This window comes from Thiothrix caldifontis, from assembly GCF_900107695.1.
Lineage (GTDB): Bacteria > Pseudomonadota > Gammaproteobacteria > Thiotrichales > Thiotrichaceae > Thiothrix > Thiothrix caldifontis.
Genome location: NZ_FNQP01000006.1, coordinates 114,968 through 138,259 on the forward strand (window position 1 = coordinate 114,968; position 23,292 = coordinate 138,259).

25 protein-coding genes are annotated in these 23,292 nt (G+C 49.8%); 13 read left to right on the forward strand and 12 right to left on the reverse strand.

The window, feature by feature from the left end; translation table 11 throughout:
* Positions 1-66 precede the first annotated feature (66 nt).
* The 8 genes from BLV87_RS06615 to BLV87_RS06650 all read left to right on the forward strand — a co-directional run bounded on the left by BLV87_RS06615 (position 67) and on the right by BLV87_RS06650 (position 7,599).
* Positions 67-1,026 carry a serine protease gene (locus BLV87_RS06615; protein ID WP_093066663.1) on the forward strand — a complete coding sequence of 320 codons (960 nt, stop codon included), beginning with the start codon at positions 67-69 and terminating at the stop codon, positions 1,024-1,026.
* A 147-nt stretch (positions 1,027-1,173) separates the two neighbouring features.
* Positions 1,174-2,358, forward strand: a complete 1,185-nt coding sequence (hflK, locus tag BLV87_RS06620) for an FtsH protease activity modulator HflK (protein ID WP_093066665.1) — start codon at positions 1,174-1,176, stop codon at positions 2,356-2,358.
* Entirely contained in the window at positions 2,358-3,230 is an 873-nt protein-coding gene (gene hflC / locus BLV87_RS06625; protein WP_093066666.1) for a protease modulator HflC, read from the forward strand. The genes hflK and hflC overlap by 1 nt, the downstream gene beginning before the upstream one ends.
* Positions 3,231-3,428 (forward strand): DUF2065 domain-containing protein, encoded by a 198-nt coding sequence (locus BLV87_RS06630; protein WP_281241307.1) that lies wholly within the window; start codon positions 3,231-3,233, stop codon positions 3,426-3,428.
* A 9-nt stretch (positions 3,429-3,437) separates the two neighbouring features.
* Positions 3,438-4,625: an ATP phosphoribosyltransferase regulatory subunit gene (locus BLV87_RS06635; RefSeq protein ID WP_093066668.1), complete on the forward strand. Its 1,188-nt coding sequence runs from the start codon at positions 3,438-3,440 to the stop codon at positions 4,623-4,625.
* A gap of 40 nt (positions 4,626-4,665) precedes the next feature.
* The gene (locus BLV87_RS06640) at positions 4,666-5,961 is read left to right on the forward strand and encodes an adenylosuccinate synthase (RefSeq protein WP_093066670.1); all 1,296 of its coding nucleotides are present in this window, start codon (positions 4,666-4,668) and stop codon (positions 5,959-5,961) included.
* A gap of 8 nt (positions 5,962-5,969) precedes the next feature.
* Positions 5,970-6,719, forward strand: coding sequence for a tRNA threonylcarbamoyladenosine dehydratase (locus BLV87_RS06645; RefSeq protein WP_245706936.1), 750 nt, complete (start codon positions 5,970-5,972; stop codon positions 6,717-6,719).
* 61 nt (positions 6,720-6,780) lie between these two features.
* Complete coding sequence (locus BLV87_RS06650) at positions 6,781-7,599, forward strand: DUF2189 domain-containing protein (protein WP_093066674.1); 819 nt, start codon at positions 6,781-6,783, stop codon at positions 7,597-7,599.
* A gap of 16 nt (positions 7,600-7,615) precedes the next feature.
* On the opposite strand, the gene dcd is transcribed toward BLV87_RS06650, so the two are convergent.
* From dcd to apbC, 3 genes are all read right to left on the reverse strand, one after another.
* Positions 7,616-8,182, reverse strand: a complete 567-nt coding sequence (gene dcd / locus BLV87_RS06655) for a dCTP deaminase (protein WP_093066676.1) — start codon at positions 8,180-8,182, stop codon at positions 7,616-7,618.
* Positions 8,179-8,625 (reverse strand): LEA/WHy family protein, encoded by a 447-nt coding sequence (locus BLV87_RS06660; RefSeq protein WP_093066678.1) that lies wholly within the window; start codon positions 8,623-8,625, stop codon positions 8,179-8,181. Before BLV87_RS06660 ends, dcd begins: the two co-directional genes overlap by 4 nt.
* 91 nt (positions 8,626-8,716) lie before the next feature.
* Positions 8,717-9,796, reverse strand: coding sequence for an iron-sulfur cluster carrier protein ApbC (gene apbC / locus BLV87_RS06665; RefSeq protein WP_093066680.1), 1,080 nt, complete (start codon positions 9,794-9,796; stop codon positions 8,717-8,719).
* Between the two features lie 201 nt (positions 9,797-9,997).
* Here apbC and BLV87_RS06670 point away from each other — a divergent pair, with 201 nt between their 5' ends.
* From BLV87_RS06670 to hflD, 3 genes are all read left to right on the forward strand, one after another.
* Complete coding sequence (locus BLV87_RS06670; RefSeq protein WP_175517866.1) at positions 9,998-10,456, forward strand: NUDIX hydrolase; 459 nt, start codon at positions 9,998-10,000, stop codon at positions 10,454-10,456.
* Positions 10,449-11,570, forward strand: coding sequence for a tRNA 2-thiouridine(34) synthase MnmA (gene mnmA / locus BLV87_RS06675; RefSeq protein WP_093066682.1), 1,122 nt, complete (start codon positions 10,449-10,451; stop codon positions 11,568-11,570). The genes BLV87_RS06670 and mnmA overlap by 8 nt, the downstream gene beginning before the upstream one ends.
* Positions 11,571-11,635: 65 nt before the next feature.
* Entirely contained in the window at positions 11,636-12,271 is a 636-nt protein-coding gene (hflD, locus tag BLV87_RS06680; RefSeq protein ID WP_093066684.1) for a high frequency lysogenization protein HflD, read from the forward strand.
* Here hflD and pyrF read toward each other — a convergent pair.
* The 7 genes from pyrF to BLV87_RS06715 all read right to left on the reverse strand — a co-directional run bounded on the left by pyrF (position 12,268) and on the right by BLV87_RS06715 (position 19,293).
* A complete protein-coding gene (pyrF, locus tag BLV87_RS06685; RefSeq protein ID WP_093066686.1) occupies positions 12,268-12,957 on the reverse strand; it encodes an orotidine-5'-phosphate decarboxylase in 690 nt (229 codons plus the stop codon). The two genes, hflD and pyrF, sit on opposite strands and share 4 nt — an antisense overlap.
* 17 nt (positions 12,958-12,974) lie before the next feature.
* Positions 12,975-14,123, reverse strand: coding sequence for a tetratricopeptide repeat protein (locus tag BLV87_RS06690; protein WP_093066688.1), 1,149 nt, complete (start codon positions 14,121-14,123; stop codon positions 12,975-12,977).
* Between the two features lie 68 nt (positions 14,124-14,191).
* Positions 14,192-14,497 (reverse strand): integration host factor subunit beta, encoded by a 306-nt coding sequence (locus BLV87_RS06695; protein ID WP_093066690.1) that lies wholly within the window; start codon positions 14,495-14,497, stop codon positions 14,192-14,194.
* A 141-nt stretch (positions 14,498-14,638) separates the two neighbouring features.
* Positions 14,639-16,306: a 30S ribosomal protein S1 gene (gene rpsA / locus BLV87_RS06700; RefSeq protein ID WP_093066692.1), complete on the reverse strand. Its 1,668-nt coding sequence runs from the start codon at positions 16,304-16,306 to the stop codon at positions 14,639-14,641.
* A 124-nt stretch (positions 16,307-16,430) separates the two neighbouring features.
* On the reverse strand, positions 16,431-17,084 hold the full coding sequence (gene cmk, locus BLV87_RS06705; protein ID WP_093066694.1) for a (d)CMP kinase: 654 nt from the start codon (positions 17,082-17,084) through the stop codon (positions 16,431-16,433).
* Positions 17,081-18,403, reverse strand: a complete 1,323-nt coding sequence (gene aroA / locus BLV87_RS06710; RefSeq protein ID WP_093066696.1) for a 3-phosphoshikimate 1-carboxyvinyltransferase — start codon at positions 18,401-18,403, stop codon at positions 17,081-17,083. Before aroA ends, cmk begins: the two co-directional genes overlap by 4 nt.
* 119 nt (positions 18,404-18,522) lie before the next feature.
* Entirely contained in the window at positions 18,523-19,293 is a 771-nt protein-coding gene (locus BLV87_RS06715) for an RNA methyltransferase (protein WP_093066698.1), read from the reverse strand.
* 85 nt (positions 19,294-19,378) lie between these two features.
* On the opposite strand from BLV87_RS06715, the gene BLV87_RS06720 reads away from it, so the two are divergent.
* Positions 19,379-20,902, forward strand: a complete 1,524-nt coding sequence (locus BLV87_RS06720) for an alanine/glycine:cation symporter family protein (protein WP_175517867.1) — start codon at positions 19,379-19,381, stop codon at positions 20,900-20,902.
* A gap of 65 nt (positions 20,903-20,967) precedes the next feature.
* On the opposite strand, the gene smpB is transcribed toward BLV87_RS06720, so the two are convergent.
* The gene (smpB, locus tag BLV87_RS06725) at positions 20,968-21,453 is read right to left on the reverse strand and encodes an SsrA-binding protein SmpB (protein ID WP_093066841.1); all 486 of its coding nucleotides are present in this window, start codon (positions 21,451-21,453) and stop codon (positions 20,968-20,970) included.
* A gap of 96 nt (positions 21,454-21,549) precedes the next feature.
* Between smpB and BLV87_RS06730 the strand changes: the two genes are divergently transcribed.
* Complete coding sequence (locus BLV87_RS06730; protein WP_093066700.1) at positions 21,550-22,593, forward strand: AAA family ATPase; 1,044 nt, start codon at positions 21,550-21,552, stop codon at positions 22,591-22,593.
* Between the two features lie 40 nt (positions 22,594-22,633).
* On the opposite strand, the gene BLV87_RS06735 is transcribed toward BLV87_RS06730, so the two are convergent.
* Complete coding sequence (locus BLV87_RS06735) at positions 22,634-23,287, reverse strand: SH3 domain-containing protein (RefSeq protein ID WP_093066702.1); 654 nt, start codon at positions 23,285-23,287, stop codon at positions 22,634-22,636.
* Positions 23,288-23,292 lie beyond the last annotated feature (5 nt).

Sequence of the window (23,292 nt, forward strand, 5' to 3'; positions counted from 1 at the left end):
CAGTATTTTCTAAAATCTTGCGGTCGTAATCATTGGGCCGAATGATAACGTCACAGGGGATTTATAATGTACAAATTATTGAGGCTAATACTCCTCGCACTCTTACCAATGCAAGCCGTGAATGCTAACGAGATGACCATGCGTATTGTAGGCGGTAACCCTGTCGGGCAAAATGCTTGGCCTTCTGTCGTCGCCATCAAAACCACACGAGATGGGCAAGTGCTTTGCGGTGGCAATTTAATTCACCCCATGTGGGTGTTAACTGCTGGGCATTGTATCAAAGGTGAAGCGGAAGGCTTGTACTATGAATACGGCACACCCGACTTGGTTATCTTTTCTGGGGCAACCGGATTAGATTCCCCCAATGGCCGACACATGCAAATTCAACGCATCGTCGTACACCCGAATTATAACATGAGTAATGGTGCCAACGATGTGGCACTGCTAATGTTATCAGCCCCCTTAGAAGGAGCCACCATGCCAGTGTATGCCGACAATCCCGCACCAGGAACACCAGCTACAGTAGTGGGCTGGGGTGCACGCACTGCCAAAGCCAACAATGGCTATCCCGGCAATTATCCAAGACAAATGGAGCAAGTCACTGTACCTATCGTTCCCAATGAAGTATGCAATGCGCCGAATTCTTACGGCGGCAAAATTCAATCAAGCATGTTGTGTGCTGGATACCCTCAAGGAGGCCGAGATGCTTGTGTTGGCGACAGTGGTGGGCCGCTGATGGTTCAACAAAACGGTGTTTACCGACAAATCGGTATTGTGAGTCAAGGAGAAGGCTGTGCCATGGCAGGAAAATACGGTATTTATACCCGTGTAGCGAGTTACGCAGGGTGGATCCAGCAGTTTGCCCCACCACCGTATGCGCAAGCCCCCGTCGCACAAGCTAGTGATCCCCGTGCCAATTATCCCGGTGGTGCAGGTACGCTCAATATAACTTGGCTTGGCTTCTTGGCGTTACTGTTGTGTTTAGTAAAAAAGTATCGGTTCAGATCACAACCACAAGGCATCTAACCTGAACTCATAGCCTTCTCGGGATTTCAACACCATTTTTTCAGGGTGAGTTGGGAACTCCACGACCTAATCTGTTATGCTTCGCATTGAAATTTATTTTGTCATTTCAATACTAGCAAACAGTAGAACATTTTAGGAGCTTCAACTATGCCCTGGAACGAACCGGGTGGGAATCAACAAGATCCTTGGTCAGGAAAAAAACGTGGCTCAGGCGGCAATGACCCTGAAGAGCTGATTCGCAAACTTAACGAAAAAGTAGGCAAGCTGTTCGGCGGTTCCGGTGGTAATGGCGATAATTCCAGTCAAAACAGCAATAAAGGTATCATTTTTCTACTAATATTGTTTGTTATCGGCTGGTTATTATCAGGCTTTTACACGGTTGACGCACGTCAACAAGGTTTAGTGCTACGGTTCGGGGCTTATCAAGCCACCACGGATGCTGGTTTGCATTGGCGTTTACCCTACCCCATTGAAACTGTTGAAATTATTGATACCGAACAAAACCGCAGTGCCCAAGATCGCAACACCATGTTGACCAAAGACGAAAACATCGTCGAGGTCGGGGTCGCGGCACAATACAAAGTTCGTAATCCTGAAGATTATGCCTTCAATATCCTCAATCCGGATTTCTTGGCTGATCAAACCCAAGGGACACTTTATCAAGTCATGCGAGGTGTTACCCGTGAAGTGATTGGACGCAATGATATGGATTTCATCCTCAAAGAAGGTCGTGCGCAAATTGCCGGTGATATTCAAAGCCAAATGCAACAGGTACTGGATAATTATAAATCAGGTTTGCAAATCATTACGGTCAACCTAACGTATGCTGAAGCCCCGCCACAAGTCAAAGAAGCGTTTGATGAAGCCAATAAAGCACGTGAAGATGCCAACCGCTATCAAAACGAAGCCCAAACTTACGCGAATAAAGTGATCCCTGAAGCGCGTGGTAAAGCCGCACGCTTAAAAGCGGAAGCCGAAGCGTTCCGTCAGGAAACGGTCAGCAGAGCGGAAGGTGATGCTTCACGTTTCATGCAGTTGGTCACGGAATACCGTAAAGCACCTCAGGTTACCCGCGAACGCCTGTACTTGGAAACGATGGAAACTGTCATGGCTGGTAGCCGCAAAATCGTGATTGACTCCAATAGCAATAATATGTTGTACCTGCCGTTGGATCAATTGAACGCTCAAACCAGCACTGCGGCTCAAGCCGCCGCCGCTATACAAAATGCGACTGACAAATCGAATACAACACCAACACCTAGCGATGCCACTGTTAATAGTGCCGACGTCACGCGCACAGGTCGGGAAACTGGCGTAAGGGAGAGCCGCTAATGGATATTAAAAACATACTCGCGGTCGTCGCGGGTGCGCTTGCTTTGCTGATCTATTCATCCGTGTATACCGTGGATCAACGCGAAAAAGCAATCTTGTTCAAATTCCGTGAAATCGTGAATGCTGACATCAAACCGGGGTTAAACTTCCGTATGCCGTTTATTACCACCGTTAGCAGATTTCCAGCAACGATTCAAACACTTGCCTCACGCCCGGAGCAATTCCTCACTGGTGAGAAAAAGTATGTCACGGTGGATTTCTTTCTGAAATGGCGTATTGAAGATGTCTCGGCATTCTACCGTTCAACCGGCGGTGGACGCATTACTGATGCTGAAAATCGTCTGGAACAGCTCATGAAAGACGGCTTGCGTAACGAGTTCAGCCGCCGCACCATCCAAGAAGCCTTGTCTGGTGAACGCGGCAGCATCCTCCAAGGGGTTGAAAGCAAATCCAAGGAAGTCGCCAAACAATTAGGGATAGAAATCGTCGACGTGCGCGTTAGCCGCATCGACTTCCCCGATACCGTCAGCGATTCCGTCTACAACCGGATGCGTTCCGACCGTGAACGGGTTGCTCAAGACTTCCGCTCACGCGGTCAGGAAGAAGGCGCAAAAATCGAAGCCAATGCTAACCGTGAATCCACCATCATTATGGCCGGAGCATATAAAGAAGCGGAAAAAATTCGCGGTGAAGGCGACGCTAAAGCCGCCGAAATTTACGCCCAAGCTTACCAGCAAGATGCAGAGTTTTACTCGTTCTACCGTAGTTTGAGCGCCTACCGCAACACCATCGGCAAAAACGGTGATGTGATGGTGTTAGAACCGACTTCCGAGTTCTTCCGTTATTTTAAGCAGCAAGCGCTGCCACAATAAGTGGTCACATTTAACTGGAACGATTTGCTCACTGCCATCGCCCTCCTGTTAATTTTGGAGGGGCTTATGCCATTCTTAAGCCCCTCCCGCCTCAAGCAAACCTACCGCGAATTGATCGAATTACCCGACAAAACCTTACGAACCATTGGTCTGGTAGGTGTAATTGCTGGTATCCTACTGCTCTTTTTGACCGATTAGTCACAAACCATGCTGAATACTCACCAATATTGGGCGCTTCCCGATGGCATTAGCGAAGCCCTGCCTGACGAAGCCGAAGCGCTGGAGCAATTGCGCCGCCGCTTACTCGATCTTTACGCCACCTGGGGCTACCGTTTGGTCATGCCGCCATTGGTGGAATTCATGGAATCGCTGCGCACCGGTCACGGCACGCACCTTGACGTGCAAACCTTTAAACTGACCGATCAATTGACCGGGCGGATGATGGGCGTGCGGGCGGATATGACTCCACAAATTGCGCGGATTGATGCGCATAAATTGCAAACCGAACAACCAAATCGCCTGTGTTACATCGGCAGTGTATTGCGTACCCGCAGTTTCCACGACGGTTCGCGCTCCCCTTTACAAGTGGGCGCAGAACTGTTTGGCCATGCCGGTTTGGATAGTGATTTTGAAGTTATCAGCCTATTGCTGGAAACATTAACACATTGCCAAATCCCTAATTTGTTACTGGACATTGGACACGTTGGTATTTTTCGTAGTCTAGCACGTGCTGCCGGGTTGGATGCGACGCAGGAACGCCATTTCTATGACATGCTGGTACGCAAATCCCTGCCCGAAATTGATACATGGCTAGTAACAGCCAACCTGCCCGTTGACATCAGCACCTATTTGCAGCAATTGCCGCGATTAAATGGGGCAGTCGACGTGCTGGATCAAGCCGCAGCATTGTTTGCGAGTGCGCCGAGCGACGTGCAGGATGCTCTAAGGTATTTGCGCACCCTAACCACACGGGTATCAGCGCACTTTCCTGCCTGCAAGATTCATGTTGATCTGGCTGAATTGAGTGGTTACGACTACCATACCGGCATTGTGTACGGTGTTTATACATCGGGCATGGGGCGTGAAGTCGCACGCGGCGGGCGTTACGACGGCATTGGCGAAGCCTTTGGGCGTATCCGCCCTGCCACCGGTTTCAGCACCGATTTGCGCACCTTAGCGACGTTTGCTTTGCCACAGCAACAACGCACGGGCAACTCCAGTATTTTTGCACCGGCGGTACAAGATGTGACGCTAGAACAATTGATTCGGACATTGCGCAGTCAACAGCAACAAGTTATCCGTGCGCTTGACGGGCAAACACATGACGCGGCAGCACTCGGTTGCAGCCAACAAATCATTCAGCAAGACGGTCACTGGAACGTCGTGGCTGTTTAATCTTTACTAACACCTTTTAGCACATTTGAGCGAGACTGACATGGGAAAATTCGTCGTTGTATTGGGCACGCAGTGGGGTGATGAAGGCAAAGGCAAGATCGTGGATCTGCTGACTGAAAATGCCTCCGCCGTAGTACGTTTTCAAGGCGGGCATAATGCCGGACATACGTTGGTAATCAACGGTGAAAAGACAGTGTTGCATTTGGTACCTTCCGGCATTTTGCGCGAAGGCGTGGAGTGCATGATCGGCAACGGTGTGGTCGTCGCTCCTGATGCCCTGCTCAAAGAAATCAACATGCTGGAAGCGCGTGGTGTTCCTGCGCGTGACCGTTTAAAAATTTCTGCAAGCTGCCAGTTGATTCTGCCGTACCACGTTGCGTTGGATGCAGCACGTGAAAAAGCGCGTGGCAAACAAGCGATCGGCACGACGGGGCGTGGCATTGGCCCGGCTTACGAAGACAAAATTTCCCGCCGTGGATTGCGCGTTGGCGATTTGCTAAATCCAGAACAGTTTGAAACCAAGCTACGTGGCATCATGGAATACCACAATTTCATGCTGGAACATTACTTCAAGTGCGACACAGTTGATGCCGATGTGGTACTCGCCGAAGCAATGCAAATGGCAGAAATCATCAAGCCGATGATTACCGACATTCCGAACCGTTTGGCGGAACTGCGTAAAGCGGGCAAGGACGTGATGCTGGAAGGGGCACAAGGCACATTGCTGGACATCGACCACGGCACATATCCGTTTGTCACATCATCCAGTACCACCGCTGGCGGCGCTTGCACAGGCTCGGGCATTGGCCCGCGTAACCTTGATTACATCCTCGGCATCACCAAAGCCTACACTACCCGCGTTGGTTCTGGCCCATTCCCGACCGAGTTATTTGATGACACCGGTGCTTACATTGCCAAGCAAGGTAATGAGTTTGGCTCTACCACGGGTCGTCCGCGCCGTTGCGGTTGGTACGATGCGGTATCGTTGCGTCGCGCCATGCACATTAACTCCATTAGTGGGCTGTGTATCACCAAGCTGGACGTGTTGGATGGTTTGGAAACGGTACGAATTTGCACCGCTTACAAGCTGGATGGCAATATCCTTGATGTGCCACCCGTTGACACCGATGAATTTGCACGTTGCGAGCCAGTCTACGAAGACATGCCGGGTTGGACAGAATCCACGTTTGGCGCAACCAGCTATGACGCGCTGCCAGCGAATGCTAAAGCCTATCTGGCACGTTTGGCAGAAGCGGTGGAAACACCTATCGACATTATTTCGACAGGCCCTGACCGCGACCAGACCATTATTCTGCGCGATCCTTACGCAGCATAATGATGGAGATGGATGTTAGCCGTCGGTTTGGCGGCATCATCCGCACCTACGGTGAAGCGGCATTTAACCGCTTCACCGCCGCGCATGTTTGCGTGATTGGCGTGGGTGGCGTAGGTTCGTGGGCTGTCGAAGCCTTGGCGCGTAGTGGTATTGGCACACTCACGTTGATCGACCTTGATAACGTTGCTGAATCCAATATCAACCGCCAATTACCTGCCCTCGGCAGCACGCTTGGGCGTGCCAAAATTGCCGTATTGCAGGAACGTTGCCTCGACATTAATCCTGCCTGCCAATTGCATCTCGTTGAAGATTTTATCGACAAGGATAACCTTGCGACTCTCATCAAACCCGAATTCGATTACGTGCTGGATTGCATCGACAATGCCCGCACCAAAGCAGCACTGATTGCGTATTGCCGTCGTAACAAAATCCGCTTAATTACTGCCGGTGGCGCGGGTGGGCAAAAAGACCCGACTAAAATCCGCCTGACCGACTTGACTAAAACCATGCAAGACCCGTTGCTATCAAAAGTGCGTAAGGAATTGCGCCAGCATTACGGTTTTAGCAGCAACCCCAAACGCCGTTTTGACGTGCCTGCCGTGTGGTCGGAGGAAGCGATGACTTTGCCGGAGCGGGCGGAAGGTGCAAGCGCGTGTGATTTGAGTTGCGCGGGGGGGATTGGGTCGGTGACAACGGTGACGGCGAGTTTTGCCTTCGTCGCCGTCAGCCACGTATTGGGAAAACTAGCAATCCACTAAATCAGCGAATCAGCCATTTCTGGTGTATTCTCATCAATAGAAACCAGAGGAGGATTTCGCCATGTCAACAGAAGATACCAACCATAACGCTCAAGCACCTGAAGCCGCAGCAAGCGTCCGCTTGCGACCCTTTATCGCCCCCTGCCACCAAATTTCCCCAACTGCCCCCTTGCGTTGGTTGAAACAAGGCTTTAAGGACTTTAAGCAAGCGCCACTATTGAGCATGGCATACGGCTCGCTATTCATGCTCGCCAGTTGGCTGATTGCCTTGTGGTCATGGCAAGTGGGCAGTTTCACCATGCTCATCGTTTTGTTCGCCGCCTTCGTTTTTCTTGGTCCTGCGCTGGCAATGGGTTTGTATTCCGTCAGTTGCCAACTGGATCGGGGCATGAAGCCGCGCATCGGGTTTTGCCTGACACAGGGCAAGAAACGCCTCGGTAATCAGATGGTGTTTGCTTTTGCACTGTTGGTTATTTTCTTGGTCTGGGCGCGAGCCGCCGCCATTGTCAATATTTTTCTACCGATGGCGCGAAGCCCTAATGCCTCAGAATTAATGACCTTTCTGATCATCGGCTCGGTCGTGGGTTTGCTGTTTACCTTGGTCGTTTACTGCGCCAGCGTGTTTTCCCTGCCGATGATCATGGATCGGGAGGTGGATGCGATTACCGCCGTGCTGAGCAGTGTCAATGCTGTCTTGAAAAACAAGGCTGCCATGTTGCTGTGGGCGCTGATTATTTTGGGGTCGGTGTTGCTGGGCTTCCTGACACTGTTTCTTGCTTTTGTCGTCACCTTGCCAGTGATCGGCTATGCCAGTTGGCGGGGCTATCGGGAAACCATTATCGGCGATGAATGGCAGCAAGACCCGGATACAGCCGCCTGATCCGGGTACTGAAACCTTAGGTTTTGGGCAAGGTAACGCCGGTTTGCCCTTGGTATTTGCCGCCACGGTCTTTGTACGACGTAGAACACACTTCATCCGACTCGAAGAACAGCATTTGTGCCACACCCTCGTTGGCGTAGATTTTCGCAGGTAGTGTCGTCGTATTGGAAAATTCCAAGGTAACGTGACCTTCCCATTCAGGTTCTAAAGGCGTTACGTTCACAATGATGCCGCAACGTGCATACGTCGATTTCCCCAAACACACCACCAATGTGCTACGCGGAATACGGAAATATTCCACCGTCCGTGCTAATGCAAACGAGTTGGGCGGGATAATGCAAACATCGCCTTTGAAATCCACAAAGCTCTTTTCGTCAAAGTTCTTCGGGTCAACAATCGTGCTATTAATGTTGGTGAAAATCTTGAATTCGTTGGCACAACGCACGTCGTAACCGTAGCTGGATGTGCCGTAGGATACGATTTTTTCGCCATTCACAGAACGCACTTGCCCCGACTCGAACGGTTCAATCATGTTCGTTTCGGCTGCCATGCGACGAATCCAATGGTCGGATTTGATGCTCATTGACGTACCCCTACCCCGCCTTGGCGTTGGAACGGCACACTGATAAACGGCAATTTTACCGCGCCCGTTAAATCGTATTGCAGGCTGCGGGTCTTCATCGCTTCGGGTGCGAGTTGCAGCAATTGCATGAAATCTAACTTGACGGGGATATTGATCGGCATTTCCTGACGCGCACCGATACTCATATCTTGCGCTTGATCACCACTAGCAACCGGATGACCGTTCAAACTCAAACCATACTGGATACCCTTGAGCGGAATCGGGAAGGCATTGGGATTAGCCACGTTGAGCGTGACAACTGCCGTGCCTTGGGTCAAGGATACTTCTTGCAACCCAATGTTCTGGATGGAGATTTTAGGTTGTTCAATAACACCGGGGACACCACTGGCGCAGGCTTGTAATAATAATGCAGAGGATAACAGGGTAGAAATTCGTTTCAGCATGGATTGTTCTTCATATAAAGGGACGTGCTGAATACTACCAAAAAAGCCGTGGCAGATACCACGGCTTCATACTTTTTCAACTCACAACGTTTTATACGTTCATGATCTTAATCGTCGGGAACTTGGTACTGTAGTCCTTGGCTTTTTGTGCCAGACGCGCAGCCGCTTTGCGGGAAATATCTTTGTAGATTTGCGCGACTTTGCCATCGGGGTCAGACACAACGGTGGGGTTGCCGTTATCGACTTGTTCACGGATTTTGATGTCGAGAGGCAGACCACCAAGGTAGTTCACACCGTATTGTTCTGCCATGCGCTGACCGCCGCCTTCGCCGAAGATATGTTCAACCGTGCCGCAGTTGCTGCAAATGTGCATACTCATGTTTTCGACGATACCGAGGATAGGAACTTCGACCTTCTCAAACATTTTCAAACCTTTACGCGCATCCAGCAAAGCGATGTCTTGCGGCGTAGTCACGATGATCGCGCCAGACACTGGAATTTTCTGAGAAAGCGTCAATTGGATGTCGCCTGTGCCAGGGGGCAGGTCGATGACGAGGTAATCCAAATCGCCCCAGTTGGTGTCGCCGAGTAACTGTTCCAAGGCTTGCGTAACCATCGGGCCACGCCAGATCATCGGGGTATCTTCTTCGATCAAAAAGCCGATGGACATGGCTTTGATGCCGTGGTTCTGCATCGGCTCTAGGCTCTTGCCGTCGGAGGATTCGGGTTGACCACTGATACCTAACATGCGCGGTTGGCTGGGGCCGTAAATATCCGCATCCAACATACCAACGCTTGCACCATCAGCTTTAAGTGCTAACGCAATGTTAACCGCTGTGGTAGATTTTCCAACGCCGCCTTTACCAGAGGCCACTGCGATAATGTTTTTGATACCGTCTTTGCGCTTCACACTTTTTTGCACGGCATGGGCTGCGACTTGGGTAGTCACGCTTACGTCAGCATCAGCAACACCCGCAGCAGCTAAGGCAGCGTTGATCTCGGCTGCCAGTTCATCGCGGTAGCCACCAGCAGGGTAGCCTTGCACAACGCGCACGGCTACCTTGCCATTGTCGGTGGTGATGTCCTTCACTTGGTGCAGGCTCACGATGTCCTGATCCAGATAACGGTCTTTAATGCCTTTCAGTACGGCTTCAACCTGTTCGCGTGTCATGTTAGGGGAACTCCTCAAATGGGCTTGAAAACATGACCGGCATTCTACACCATCTAATGCCAGACTCGAAATAAGCACCCATTCAGCGATGGGTATTACCTAGTGGGATACTCAAGAATGGATAGACCTTATTGACAAGGGATAACGACAACGTTTGAAGTTGTGTAGAATAACCTCTTTACGCCCTACAGGATGCCCATTATGGTTTGGAAACCCCGCGTCACCGTCGCCAGTGTCATTGAACATGAAAACCGCTTTTTGATGGTGGAAGAAATGCACTTTGGGCAACTTACCATCAATCAACCTGCCGGACACATGGAACACGGTGAAAGCCTACTGGATGCAGTACGTCGTGAAACGCTGGAAGAAACCGGCTGGATGTTTGAACCAACTGCCCTACTCGGTATTTTCCACATGCACCGTGATGACCCTGACCGGGTGTACTTGCGTTTTACCTTCACTGGTACGCTGCTCGAACCTGTCCCTGGCTACCAAATAGATTCAGATATTACGGCAGTACACTTCCTGACCCGCGAACAAATTCGTAACCAGCAACCACGCATTTGGCGCAGTGATTTGGTCGGGCGTTCACTCGACATGTACGAATCTGGTGTACGCCATTCCCTCGACAGCCTGCAATACTTCGTTGCCAATGACTAACACACGCACCAAAAAAGTCATTGTTGGCATGTCTGGCGGTGTAGACTCCTCCGTTGCGGCCTTGTTACTGCTCGAACAAGGCTATCAAGTCGAAGGCTTGTTCATGAAAAACTGGGAAGAGGACGATACCGAAGACTATTGCTCCGCTGCGGTTGACCTTGCAGATGCACAAGCTGTTGCCGACCAATTAGGCATTACCCTGCACACCCGCAATTTCGCCAGCGAATACTGGGAGCGCGTGTTCACTTACTTTTTAGAGGAATACCGAGCTGGACGCACACCCAACCCCGACATCATGTGCAACAAGGAAATCAAATTCAAAGCCTTCCTTGAATTAGCATTGGAACTGGGTGCAGACTATATCGCTACCGGGCATTACGCCCGCATTGCACGTGACTCCGGCGGCACAGTGCGGATGCTCAAAGGCGTGGATAACAACAAAGATCAAACCTATTTCCTCTACACCCTGCAACAGCACCAACTACAACGCAGTTTGTTCCCTGTGGGTGAATTGGAAAAAAGCAAAGTCCGCGCCTTAGCCGTAACCGCCGGATTCACCACTGCCCGCAAAAAAGACAGCACGGGTATTTGTTTTATTGGTGAACGTAAATTCCGCGATTTCCTGCAACGCTTTTTGCCTGCTCAACCCGGTAACATTGTTACTCCCGCCGGTGAAATCATCGGTAAACACCACGGCTTAATGTATTACACCCTTGGACAACGCCAAGGTTTAGGTATTGGCGGACGTAAAGATGCCGATGAATCCCCGTGGTTCGTTGTCGATAAAGACATCGCAAATAATCACCTGATTGTCACTCAAGGCCACCAACACGCATTGCTAATGAAACATTTCTTGTTAGCTTCACAACTGCATTGGGTTTCTGGTCAAGCATTAGCCCAACAGTTTGAATGCAAAGCAAAAATTCGTTATCGCCAGACTGAAGAAACCTGTCAGGTCAGCCTACAGACAGATGGCAATTGCGCCGTTTGTTTCCCCAACGCACAACGTGCCATTACTCCCGGACAATCCATTGTGTTTTATCAAGACGATACCTGTTTAGGTGGCGGCATCATTGATGCAATGTCAACAAATTGTCCTAATCCTTCAAGCTAACTTGAATTATTTACGTAAACCCTTATTCTCTCAACACATACCAGAAACGGACACGATAAAAACCTGTGGAAGCCAATAACCGTAACCGAACCATTGCCCTTGCCGCGCTCTTCCAGTGTGTAGAAGGTGTCACTCAAATCGCCGCTCATGGCAATGTCGATAGCGAATTATTTGAGTCCTGTATTAACAGCATGTTGACCGAAGACGACTCATCTCCCGAAGCTCTTTATGGTGGTATAGATACACTCAGAACGGGCTTTCGCGTATTAATGTACCAATTGGGTGCTGGCACTATGAACCCCGATGGCAAACCCAAAGATATCGAGGCTACCCGTTATGCGGTTAACCTGCTGTATCTGGAGAAGAAACTTGCCAATGACCCCGATATGTTTCAAGCATTATTAAAGAACATCGAAAACGCCCAACAACAACTCGATTTTTTTGCCATGACTCACCCCAATATGATTGCGCGACTGGCTGAAATATATAGCAATACCGTCAGCAAACTGGGGCCGCGTATTATGATCAAAGGCGACCAAAATCACCTTGCCAACCCTGAGAATGCTGCCAAAATTCGCGCATTATTACTGGCTGGCATACGTGCAGCCTTATTGTGGCGACAAGCCGGAGGTAGCCGTTGGAAGCTCATTTTCTCACGTGGGGCAATGCAAAAAGAGGCTCAACGCTTGCTGAAAAGCTAAGACATATCTTGATTAATTTGTGCAATCACAGCCTGCGGATCAGCCGCCTGCGTAATTGGCCTGCCAACCACCACATAACTCACTCCTGCTTGTTGTGCCTGTGCAGGCGTCATGACCCGTGATTGATCACCCAGCTCACTACCTGCTGGGCGAATACCAGGCGTTACCAGCAAGAAATCCTCCCCTAACACTTGCCGTAACATGACTGCTTCCTGCGCAGAACACACCACTCCATCCAACCCACTGCTTGCTGCAAGTTGTGCTAAATGTTGCACTTGTTGTGCAGGATCGGCAATGACCCCCGTACTCGCCAATTGCACTTTATCCATTGACGTTAACACCGTGACTGCAATTAACTTGGGTGGATTTTCAATACACTGTAATGCTTCTCGTGCTGCTTGCATCATTTTTGCACCACCTGATGCATGAACATTGATCATCCACACGCCCAAAGCTGCGGCTGCTTTACACGCTGATGCTACGGTATTGGGAATATCGTGGAATTTCAGATCCAGAAACACATCAAAGCCACGCGCTGTTAATTGACGTATAAACTCAGGGCCAGCAGCAACAAATAATTCAAAGCCGACTTTAAGCTTACATTGTGCAGGGGTGAGAGCGGCAACAAACGCCAGTGCTTGTTCCGCAGTGGCAAAATCGAGGGCAATAATCAAACGGCTAGACATATGATATTCCTTACAAATTAAACGTTACTGACCGTATCCCACTGGTGACAAGCAGGACAGCGCCACAAATAGCCATGCATTTTATACCCACACTGGGCGCACTGGAAATCTGGTTGGCTGGCAGACAAACGTTGCAAGGCGATTTGTAGTTGGGCAATATCACAGACTTTTTCTTCCTGCCACAATGATGACAAGACTTCTGTCGAATGCACTACGGTGTTCAAACTAGGTTTGCCTTTAGTTAAGTATTCTTCAACCTGAGTACGCATTTCCGGTAACTTACCCAATTTACGTGCCAATTGCAGTAAGTAACCAAATAACTTCGTATCTTGGGTTTTCGCAAACGTTTGTTGAATGAAGCTACGCAGACTTTCAAGCTCATCTTTTTGATTAAAATTATTCACTAACTGATTGAATAAAACACCAATCAGACGCGTATCTTTCTCAATCGCCTGGTGATAAATACCCAAAGCCTCTTCGCGCTGATTACGGGCATACGCTAAATCACCTTTCAACACCAAAACGCGGGCAGAGACTGGGTAGACTTTAGCAGCTTTTTTGATGGTTTCTTCTGCACGAAACAAATTTTGCTTTTGCAGCTCCTGTGCAGCTATTTCACAGTAGTAGTGCGCAATCAAACGACTATGATCAAGTTTGCTACGCTGCTGTGCTAACTGTGCAATCTCAATTGCTTTGTCCCATTCATGTAATTGTTCATAAATATTACGTAATGGCTCACACGCATCAGCATGTTTCGGGTCATCTTTGAGTAATTCGCTAAATACGCTTTCGGCACGATCCAATAAACCAGCCGCGAAAAAATCCTCTCCGAGCGCCAACATGGCAGAGATACGTTGCGCTTTACTGAGATCGGAACGGGCAACCAAGTTCTGATGTATACGCAACGCACGGTTTATTTCGCCTCGATTGCGAAATAGGTTACCTAATAATAAAAAGGTATTAGCTGTGTGCTCATCAACTTCGGCGTAATTGAGAAACACATCCAGTGCTTTATCAGGTTCTTCACTCAATAGGTAGTTAATGCCTTGTACAAAACGCTGCGGAACATCCTTACGTTGCTCTTCGCGCTCTTTGTAACGCTTACGCGCCGCGTGCCAACCGGAATAAAATGCGATGGGCAATAATAAAAATAGAATTTCTTGCATAATGCCTTAGACGTAAAAAAGGAGGCTTAGTGCCTCCCCTTTCATAATTACACACGATAACAGGCTTGTTAATCCTGAATGGGATGAGTAGCACGCGATTCATTCACGCGCTCACGCAATTCCTTACCCGGTTTAAAATGAGGCACATGTTTCGGTGGTAAAGCGACCTGATCACCCGTTTTAGGGTTGCGACCTTTACGCGCCGCACGATGATGCAGGGAAAAACTGCCAAAGCCCCGGACTTCAATACGCCCACCACTAGACAGTGATTCGCTCATTTTGTCGAGCAACAGTTTAACGGACGATTCAACGTCGCGACTGCTCAGATGGCTTTGTTTACGTGACAGAATATCAATGATTTCAGATTTGGTCATCCATTCCACTCCTGAACAAACGACGGGGTTGTCATGATCGTTGTTGCAGCTTTCTAGTCTTGGAAAACGGTGCAGATAGTGTATCTGCACCGCCTGAACTATAGGTCATCCCTGACCTGCGTGCCATCCTGATGGTGAAACTTATTCGCCCATCTGTTCCTTGAAGATGTCACCCAGTGACGTGCCTGCACCGGAAGAACGCCCGGTGTATTCACGCATTACCCGCGCCTCATCTTCATCATCCTTCGCCTTGATCGACAGGTTGATGGAACGCGTCTTGCGGTCAACACCCATGAATTTCGCTTCAACAGTGTCGCCTTCTTTCAGCAAGGTGCGAGCATCTTCAACGCGGTCGCGTGACAGTTCGGAGGCACGCAAAATGCCTTCGATGCCTTCGCCCAAGTCGATTTTCGCGGCTTTAGGGGTAACTTCAACCACAGTGCCTTTCACGACGCTGCCTTTAGAATGGGCGGCCACGAAGTTGGAGAACGGGTCTTGTTCCATCTGCTTGATGCCGAGGGAAATGCGTTCACGTTCTGGATCAACGGCCAATACAACCGCTTCCACTTCGTCGCCTTTCTTGTAGCTGCGCACGGCTTCTTCGCCGGGAACGTTCCAAGAAATGTCAGACAAGTGAACCAGACCGTCGATACCGCCATCCAAACCGATGAAGATACCAAAGTCAGTGATAGACTTGATCTTACCGGAAACACGGTCGCCCTTGTTGCGAGTACCAGCAAATTCATCCCAAGGGTTAGCTTGGCATTGCTTCATACCCAGAGAGATGCGGCGGCGTTCTGCGTCAATGTCGAGGATCATGACTTCAACTTCGTCACCCAAGGTAACAACCTTAGCTGGGTTAACGTTTTTGTTAGTCCAATCCATTTCGGAAACGTGTACCAGACCTTCAACACCGTCTTCGATTTCCACGAAGCAGCCGTAGTCGGTCAGGTTGCTGACCTTACCAAAGATGCGCGTGCCAGACGGGTAACGACGAACCAGATCTTGCCATGGATCTTCACCCAATTGCTTCAGACCCAGTGATACGCGGTTCTTATCGCGGTCGAACTTGAGGACTTTAACGTCGATTTCGTCACCGATGTTAACAACTTCTGAAGGATGCTTGACGCGCTTCCAAGCCATATCGGTGATGTGCAACAGACCGTCGATGCCGCCGAGATCGAGGAACGCACCGTAATCGGTAAGGTTCTTGACCACGCCCTTGATGACTTGACCTTCTTGCAGGTTTTCCATCAGCGCATCGCGTTCTGCACTGTATTCTTCTTCAACGACTGCGCGGCGTGAAACCACCACGTTGTTGCGTTTCTGGTCTAGCTTAATGAGCTTGAATTCCAGTTCCTTGTTTTCCAAGTAGGAAGTGTCGCGGACTGGGCGTACATCCACCAGTGAACCCGGCAAGAATGCACGAATATCACCCAACTCAACCACGAAACCACCCTTAACTTTGCCAGTAATAATACCGGTGATGATTTCTTCGTTAGTGAAGGCTTCTTCTAGAATTTCCCAAGCACGCAGGCGGCGAGCTTTTTCACGGGAAAGGCGGGTCTCACCGAAACCATCTTCGACGGTATCCAGCGCTACTTCAACCAAATCACCGACTTTAACGTTGATTTCGCCGCGTTCATTTTTGAACTGTTCCGCAGGGATAACACCTTCAGATTTCAGGCCAGCACTAACGATAATGAAATCGGAGCGGACTTCGAGAACTGTTGCATTCAGCAGAGCGCCCGGCTGCATTTGGGTATAAGAAAGGCTCTCTTCAAACAGTTCAGCAAAACTTTCAGTCATGAATAAAAATACCTGTTAATAAAATGATTTATCGTCACTCGCATCCTGCATTGACGGGTTAAAACGCAAAAAGCCCAGACTTCCTGTCAGGGCTCCCTAGAAAATACGGTATCCAATGAAATGCTTAAGCGATGTAGTGCAACACGGTGGCGAACACTTCGGCTTGATCCAACGAACTGGTGTCGATGACCAACGCATCAGCGGCAGGTTTTAAGGGAGCTACCGGGCGGTTGGTATCGCGTTCGTCGCGAGCATTGATCTCTTGAATTAGGTCGCAAAGTTTAGCACTAAGTCCTTGTTGGCTCAACTGTTTCAGGCGACGTTCTGCACGGATTTCTGCACTGGCAGTGAGATAAAACTTGTGGGTAGCTTCAGGAAACACCACCGTGCCCATATCTCGCCCATCAGCAACTAAACCGGGAAGCTGACAAAACTGGCGTTGCAGCTCCAATAATGCTGCGCGTACCATAGGCAATGCGGCAATTTGCGAGGTCGCGCTGGCACAGGTTTCATTGCGAATCTCACTGGTAATAATGTCACCATCCAGCCATGCTTCGCCATTTTTGAATTCGATATTCAAAGTAGGAATCATCGCAGCCAACGTGGTTTCGTCTTGCAGATTCAACCCGCGTCGCAAAGCTGCCACCGCTGCTACGCGGTAAATTGCACCGCTATCGAGCATGTGCCAGCCGAGTTTATCCGCCAGCATACACGCAATCGTGCCTTTGCCAGCGCCAGCCGGGCCATCAATCGTAATGACAGGAATTTGCATACTCATATTGCCGTAATCCTCACACCAGCCTTGGCGGCTAACGCTACAAAGCCGGGGAATGACGTGTTGACGTTCGCACAATCATTAATCGTGATCGGTGCTTGAGCGCACAATGCAGCCATTGCAAACGACATCGCAATGCGGTGATCGCCGTGGCTGTCAATCGTGCCGCCTGTAAAATTGCCGGGGTTGATAATAATCCCATCTGGCGTCGGTTGCGCATCGACACCACACGCCATCAAACCATCCGCCATCACCTGAATCCGGTCACTTTCTTTGACGCGTAATTCTTCGGCACCTATCAGCACAGTTTGACCTTCTGCAAATGCGGCAGCAATGAATAACGCAGGAAATTCATCAATAGCCAGCGGCACAAGGCTTTCAGGAATCTGGATACCTTTTAACTGCACTGCACGCACCCGAATATCTGCTACAGGCTCACCGCCCACTTCGCGCTTATTCAGCACATCAAGGTTTGCCCCCATCAGACGCAAAATATCAATTACACCCGTGCGTGTTGGATTCATACCGACGTGTTCAATGGTCAGATCAGAGCCTTGTGCAATACTTGCCCCTACCATAAAAAAAGCAGCCGAAGAAATGTCGGAAGGTACATCAATATCGGTTGCGGTGAGTTTACCGCCGCCTTGCAAACTAATACGGTTACCCTCGGTTTTCACTTCATAACCAAAACCACGCAACATGCGCTCAGTGTGGTCACGGGTTGGTGCAGGTTCCGTCACCGACGTTTCTCCCTCAGCATACAAGCCCGCCAGTAACAACGATGATTTCACCTGTGCGCTTGCCATTGGCATATCATAATGAATACCGTGTAACTTGCTGCCGCCATGCACCAATAATGGCGGTGTACCTGTTGCCGTTGCTTCAATATTTGCGCCCATACGGGCTAAAGGTACAGTCACGCGCTTCATCGGACGCTTGGAAAGCGAGGCATCACCTGTCATCTTTATGTCGAACGCCTGTCCACTCATTAAACCTGACATCAGACGCATGGAGGTGCCGGAATTCCCCATATCCAAATCGTGCGTGGGGGCTTGTAAGCCGTGCAGCCCTACGCCATGGATGGTGACGTTGCCATCATCACTTGGGCCTTCAATCTCCACCCCCATAGAACGAAAGGCATTCAAGGTACACAGACAATCTTCACCTTGCAGAAAACCACTAACGTGGGTCGTGCCTTCCGCCAGTGCGCCCAGCATGATAGAACGGTGCGAAATGGATTTATCGCCGGGTACGCGCACACTGCCGTGTAAACTGCCGCCGGGTTGGACGATGAATTGTAGGTTGATGCTGGAATGGCTCACGGGGAATTCCTGTGGTAATGCGTAAAAAAGTAGGCTGGCATTCAAACATACACCATAAACTTTGCCAAGTTGTAGCAGAGCATTTGCAAGCAATTTTCATATTTCACCAAACGCTTCTGTTAGGATCTCTCCCGAAACTTTCGCCCCGCAAACGCTGCCAACATGCCGCGCAAAATATTCATCTCACTCACTGTCACCCCTGCCCGCCCAAACAATCGCCGCATCCGCCGCATCAGCAAACGCGGATTTTCGGGGTCAAGAAAGCGCGTATCAATCATCAACTGTTCCAAATGTGTGTAAAACCCTTCCAATGCTTCCGCACTCGCCAGCGCTTCTTCAGGATCAGCCGTAACAGACTGGTCAGGCGTTGCCAAACGCACCGCCGTTGCGCATTCATACCCCAACACCTGAATCGCCATCGCAATATTCAACGACAGAAAATCAAACGCCATCGGGATATGCACCAGCGTATTGCAGTGATCCAGCTCCTCATTGGTCAAACCGGTACGCTCACGTCCAAACACCAGCGCAATTTTCTGCTGCTGCGGCAAATGCGCCGCAACGAAAGTGCCACATTCCCGCGCATCCATCTGCGGCCATTGCAAAGTCCGCTCAGAACGCGCACTGGCTCCGATCACAATTTGGCAATCAGCGACTGCATCTTGCAAAGTCGGCACAATTTTTGCTTGTTCAATAATATCGTTCGCACCTGAGGCCAGCGCCCACGTTTCTTGAGAATACGGTTTACGCGGCGTCACTAAGCGCAAATCTTTAATGCCCATGGTTTTCATGGCACGCGCCGCCGAACCAATATTACCGGGGTGTGAGGTTTCTACCATAACGATGCGTAAGTGTTGAAGCGTAGTGTAAGGCACGGTGTGGTTGTCCATTCGATATTTCGTAAAGTGAGCATTATGCTATAGTCTTTACGGCAATATGACCAATAAATGAATCGCTTGGAAGAGGAGTTCCTGCATGAGAAAAATCGTTTCACTGCCCACAGTCGTGGTTGCCATGCTCTTAACGTTGATGCCTAGTTGGGTAACAGCGAATGACGGCAGCGGCTTAGATGCTTGGTTTGGCACTATTAATGGTTGGTTATCAACCGTCATTTTCTATGATGTGTTTCCTGGTGAGCCAGCCATGCCGTTCATTGTGGCATGGCTCATTGCAGGTGCTGTCTTTTTGACGCTACGCTTCAGTTTCGTCAATTTACGCATGATAGGACATGCTTTCGCCGTATTACGGGGTAAATACCGAACCGCAGATGACAAAGGTGAAGTGACGTCTTTCCAAGCGTTAACCACTGCGTTATCGGCAACCGTGGGCTTAGGCAATATCGCTGGGGTAGCGATTGCGATCTCGATTGGTGGGCCGGGCGCAACTTTTTGGATGATTGTAGCGGGCTTTCTCGGTATGACGACTAAGTTTACCGAAGCAACCTTGGCGCAAATGTATCGCGAAGTACGCCCAGATGGGCGCTTAATGGGCGGTGCAATGGAATATTTATCTAAAGGCTTTGCTGAGCAAGGCATGGAGGGTCTGGGCAAATTTCTCGCCATCATGTTCGCGGTATTCACCATTTTTGGCTCATTTGGGGCGGGTAGCGCTTTCCAAGTCAGCCAATCCTTAGGTGCGGTAAAGGAACAGATTCCGTTTTTTGCAGAAATGCCAATTGCTTACGGTATTCTGATGGCAGTGTTAACCGGGTTAGTGATCATTGGTGGATTAAAGCGTATTGCGCACACAGCGGAAGCCATTGTACCCACCATGATCATCGTATATTTACTAGCCTGCTTATGGATTATCCTCAACAATATCAGCGGTGTGCCCGATGCATTGAGTAAGATTGTGGTTGAAGCCTTCTCCCCCATCGCAGTGGCAGGTGGTATTGTCGGGGCGATTGTACAGGGCTTCAAACGAGCCGCGTTCTCCAGTGAAGCGGGCTTGGGTTCAGCCGCGATAGTGCATTCCACAGCTTCGGTTAAATACCCGGTACGTCAAGGAATGGTTGCATTGTATGAGCCATTCATTGACACCGTGATTATTTGCACTATGACGGCACTGGTAATTATTTTGACAGGCGTTTACAACTCGCCAGAAACAGAAAGTATCCGTGCCGCGAGCCAAGGCGCTGCATTAACGGCCGTCGCCTTCCGCACAGTAGCAGATTGGTTCCCAATTATCCTCACGCTGTCGGTATTTTTGTTTGCTTTTAGTACCATGATTGCATGGTCATACTATGGTGAACGCTGCTGGGTATATTTATTTGGCGAAAAACTTTCGATCATTTACAAAGTGATGTTTTTAGTCTTTGTGTTGTTAGCTTCGGTAGCAAGTGCAGCCAATATGCTGGACTTTACTGACTTACTGGTATTAGCGATGGCTTTTCCGAACCTGATCGGCTTGTATCTGCTGAGTGGTAAAGTGCGGGTAGCCCTGAATGATTACACTGCCAAGCTAAAAAGTGGCGAGCTAGATCGTGAAACAAAGCGGTAATTAACGATTAGCCCTTATCCTAACCTCCCCTTATCAGGGGAGGAACAAGAGCAATTATTCAACAATTAATGCCGTTTCATCAGGCGTTCTTTTTCTCTGCCCCAATCACGTTCTTTTTCAGAATCGCGCTTGTCGTGTTGTTGTTTGCCTTTTGCCAAGCCAATTTCGACTTTGACACGGTTATTTTTCCAGTACATCGCCAAGGGTACAACGGTATACCCCTTACGATCGACCGCGTTATTGAGTTTGACGATTTCGGTATCGTGCAATAACAGTTTGCGGGTGCGCAATGAATCGGGAATGATGTGGGTGGAAGCGGATAATAAGGCGCTAATGTGTGCGCCAAATAAAAATACTTCGCCTTTTTCGAGAATCACGTAACTTTCTTTAAGCTGGATACGCCCTGCCCTGAGGCTTTTCACTTCCCAGCCTTGCAGCACCAAACCAGCCTCGAAGGTTTGCTCGATGTAATAGTCGTGGCGTGCCTGTTTATTCAAGGCAATGGTTTTGTTGCCGGGGGCGCTCTTCTTTTTGGTCGTCGCTTTTGCCATGAGGGTAATAATCGCCATGCAAGTTAAGGAAACATGAAATGATACGCGGGTTTGCCGTATCATCAAGCGCTTTGTGACAATACTACAGGATTCCCTATGCGCCCAGCTTCGCTCAGTTCCATCCTCGACAAAGAGTTTCTCGGCACGTTAGAAGGTCATCATACCCCCGTGATGTTGTGGGGGCCGCCGGGCGTGGGTAAGTCGCAAATTGTGGCACAAGTCGGGATTCGCCATACGGTTCCCGTGATTGATGTGCGTTTATCACAGATGGAACCCAGCGATTTACGCGGCATCCCCTTTCGTGACAAAGAGCTGGTGGAATGGGCGATTCCCTCCATGCTACCGGATGAGGAGCGCCACGGGGCAATGGGCATTTTGTTTCTGGATGAAATCACCTCCGCCGTGCCAAGCGTATCCGCAGCCGCGTATCAGTTGATTCTGGATCGACGCTTGGGTGATTACCGTGTACCGGATGGCTGGGCAATCTTTGCCGCTGGCAATCGCCAAGGCGACCGGGGCGTGACTTACACCATGCCTGCGCCTTTAGCTAACCGCTTTTCACACTTTGAAGTCGATTTGAATCTGGATGACTGGGTAGCGTGGGCATACAAGCACCATATCGACGAACGCATTATCGGCTTTTTGCGCTTTCGCCCTGAACAATTATTTAACTTTGATCCGGCACACAATCCGGTCGCCTTCCCTACCCCGCGTTCGTGGGAATTTGCACACCGCGCCTTGCAGAAATTTGGCAATTCCCCCAATTTATTACTGGGAACCTTGCAAGCCTGTGTCGGGCCAGCGGCGGGGATTGAATTGAAAGCGTTTGTGGATAGCCTTGATCAAATGCCGGACTTGGATGCGATTTTACGCGGTGAAGACATCAAAGCACCCAAGGAAGTGGATTTGCAATACGCGGTGGCTTCATCGCTGGTCGGTCGGGCAATTCGGGCGAAAGGCACGCCAGAAGCGGCGGAAACTTATGGGCATATTCTCAATTACGCCAAAGCGTTTCCGTTGAAGGAAATGGGCGTGATGTTGGTGTCGGATATGTTACGTGCTGTCGGTGATGAGATTTTCGGGATTCCCGCGTTTGCGCAATGGGCGCAGTCGATTGGCGATATTATGCTGTACGATTAATTTCAGCGGGGCGCACCCGTGTTGCGCCCCGCTCTTCGACTTAATCCCCCGCCAGCAGCGCCGTCATTTGCCAACGCCCCCCCACCTTTTCAAAAAAAGCCCGGTAATCCACCGCACTGCGGGTAAAGCTGCGGGCAACATAACCTTTCTTGCCGTTGGGTAGCTTGATAGCCACCCATTGATCATTGCCATGATCCGCCGAATTTAGCGCAACGATGTCATAGCTTAGGGTTTGCAGAATTTTGCCATCCGGCTTAGGAGTGGCACGGACATTGACCTTGTTACCAATGATGGCGATGTTTTCAAACGCATCCAAATCACCCTTTACAGGCCAATGGGATGAAATGTAAGGCGCGTTAAAACTGCCATCTTGATTGAAACCGCCCCCCAATGCCAACACAGTACCCAGTGTTTCCCACAACGGGCTGTTAGGCTTGTCGATTGCCCAGTTTTTCTTGAAGTCGTTGATGCCGTTATCGTCACCAAAGCCATTCTGGATATTTTTGCTGACAACTGCCAACACCGCCGCCTTGTCGCGTTTAGCAACGGCAACCTGCAATTGGGCACGGAACGTGAAAAAGTCCGGCTGCTTGGCAGCTTCATCCACTGGCAGCAAGGTAACAGCGTGTGATAAGACCGGAAAAGCCAGCATCAAGCCCAAACAACTGGCGGCTAATAAAGCACGGATTCGCATAGGTT

Bases quoted from the DNA above. Each gene is read 5' to 3' on its own strand.
- BLV87_RS06715 (WP_093066698.1), bottom strand. From the start codon at position 19,293: ATGGACAACCACACCGTGCCTTACACTACGCTTCAACACTTACGCATC.
- BLV87_RS06690 (WP_093066688.1), bottom strand. From the start codon at position 14,123: ATGCAAGAAATTCTATTTTTATTATTGCCCATCGCATTTTATTCCGGT.
- dcd (WP_093066676.1), bottom strand. From the start codon at position 8,182: ATGAGCATCAAATCCGACCATTGGATTCGTCGCATGGCAGCCGAAACG.
- mnmA (WP_093066682.1), top strand. From the start codon at position 10,449: ATGACTAACACACGCACCAAAAAAGTCATTGTTGGCATGTCTGGCGGT.
- BLV87_RS06670 (WP_175517866.1), top strand. From the start codon at position 9,998: ATGGTTTGGAAACCCCGCGTCACCGTCGCCAGTGTCATTGAACATGAA.
- rpsA (WP_093066692.1), bottom strand. From the start codon at position 16,306: ATGACTGAAAGTTTTGCTGAACTGTTTGAAGAGAGCCTTTCTTATACC.
- BLV87_RS06735 (WP_093066702.1), bottom strand. From the start codon at position 23,287: ATGCGAATCCGTGCTTTATTAGCCGCCAGTTGTTTGGGCTTGATGCTG.
- BLV87_RS06615 (WP_093066663.1), top strand. From the start codon at position 67: ATGTACAAATTATTGAGGCTAATACTCCTCGCACTCTTACCAATGCAA.
- hflK (WP_093066665.1), top strand. From the start codon at position 1,174: ATGCCCTGGAACGAACCGGGTGGGAATCAACAAGATCCTTGGTCAGGA.
- hflC (WP_093066666.1), top strand. From the start codon at position 2,358: ATGGATATTAAAAACATACTCGCGGTCGTCGCGGGTGCGCTTGCTTTG.
- BLV87_RS06635 (WP_093066668.1), top strand. From the start codon at position 3,438: ATGCTGAATACTCACCAATATTGGGCGCTTCCCGATGGCATTAGCGAA.
- BLV87_RS06650 (WP_093066674.1), top strand. From the start codon at position 6,781: ATGTCAACAGAAGATACCAACCATAACGCTCAAGCACCTGAAGCCGCA.
- BLV87_RS06645 (WP_245706936.1), top strand. From the start codon at position 5,970: ATGGATGTTAGCCGTCGGTTTGGCGGCATCATCCGCACCTACGGTGAA.
- apbC (WP_093066680.1), bottom strand. From the start codon at position 9,796: ATGACACGCGAACAGGTTGAAGCCGTACTGAAAGGCATTAAAGACCGT.
- BLV87_RS06695 (WP_093066690.1), bottom strand. From the start codon at position 14,497: ATGACCAAATCTGAAATCATTGATATTCTGTCACGTAAACAAAGCCAT.
- BLV87_RS06730 (WP_093066700.1), top strand. From the start codon at position 21,550: ATGCGCCCAGCTTCGCTCAGTTCCATCCTCGACAAAGAGTTTCTCGGC.
- pyrF (WP_093066686.1), bottom strand. From the start codon at position 12,957: ATGTCTAGCCGTTTGATTATTGCCCTCGATTTTGCCACTGCGGAACAA.
- smpB (WP_093066841.1), bottom strand. From the start codon at position 21,453: ATGGCAAAAGCGACGACCAAAAAGAAGAGCGCCCCCGGCAACAAAACC.
- BLV87_RS06720 (WP_175517867.1), top strand. From the start codon at position 19,379: ATGAGAAAAATCGTTTCACTGCCCACAGTCGTGGTTGCCATGCTCTTA.
- BLV87_RS06640 (WP_093066670.1), top strand. From the start codon at position 4,666: ATGGGAAAATTCGTCGTTGTATTGGGCACGCAGTGGGGTGATGAAGGC.
- cmk (WP_093066694.1), bottom strand. From the start codon at position 17,084: ATGAGTATGCAAATTCCTGTCATTACGATTGATGGCCCGGCTGGCGCT.
- BLV87_RS06660 (WP_093066678.1), bottom strand. From the start codon at position 8,625: ATGCTGAAACGAATTTCTACCCTGTTATCCTCTGCATTATTATTACAA.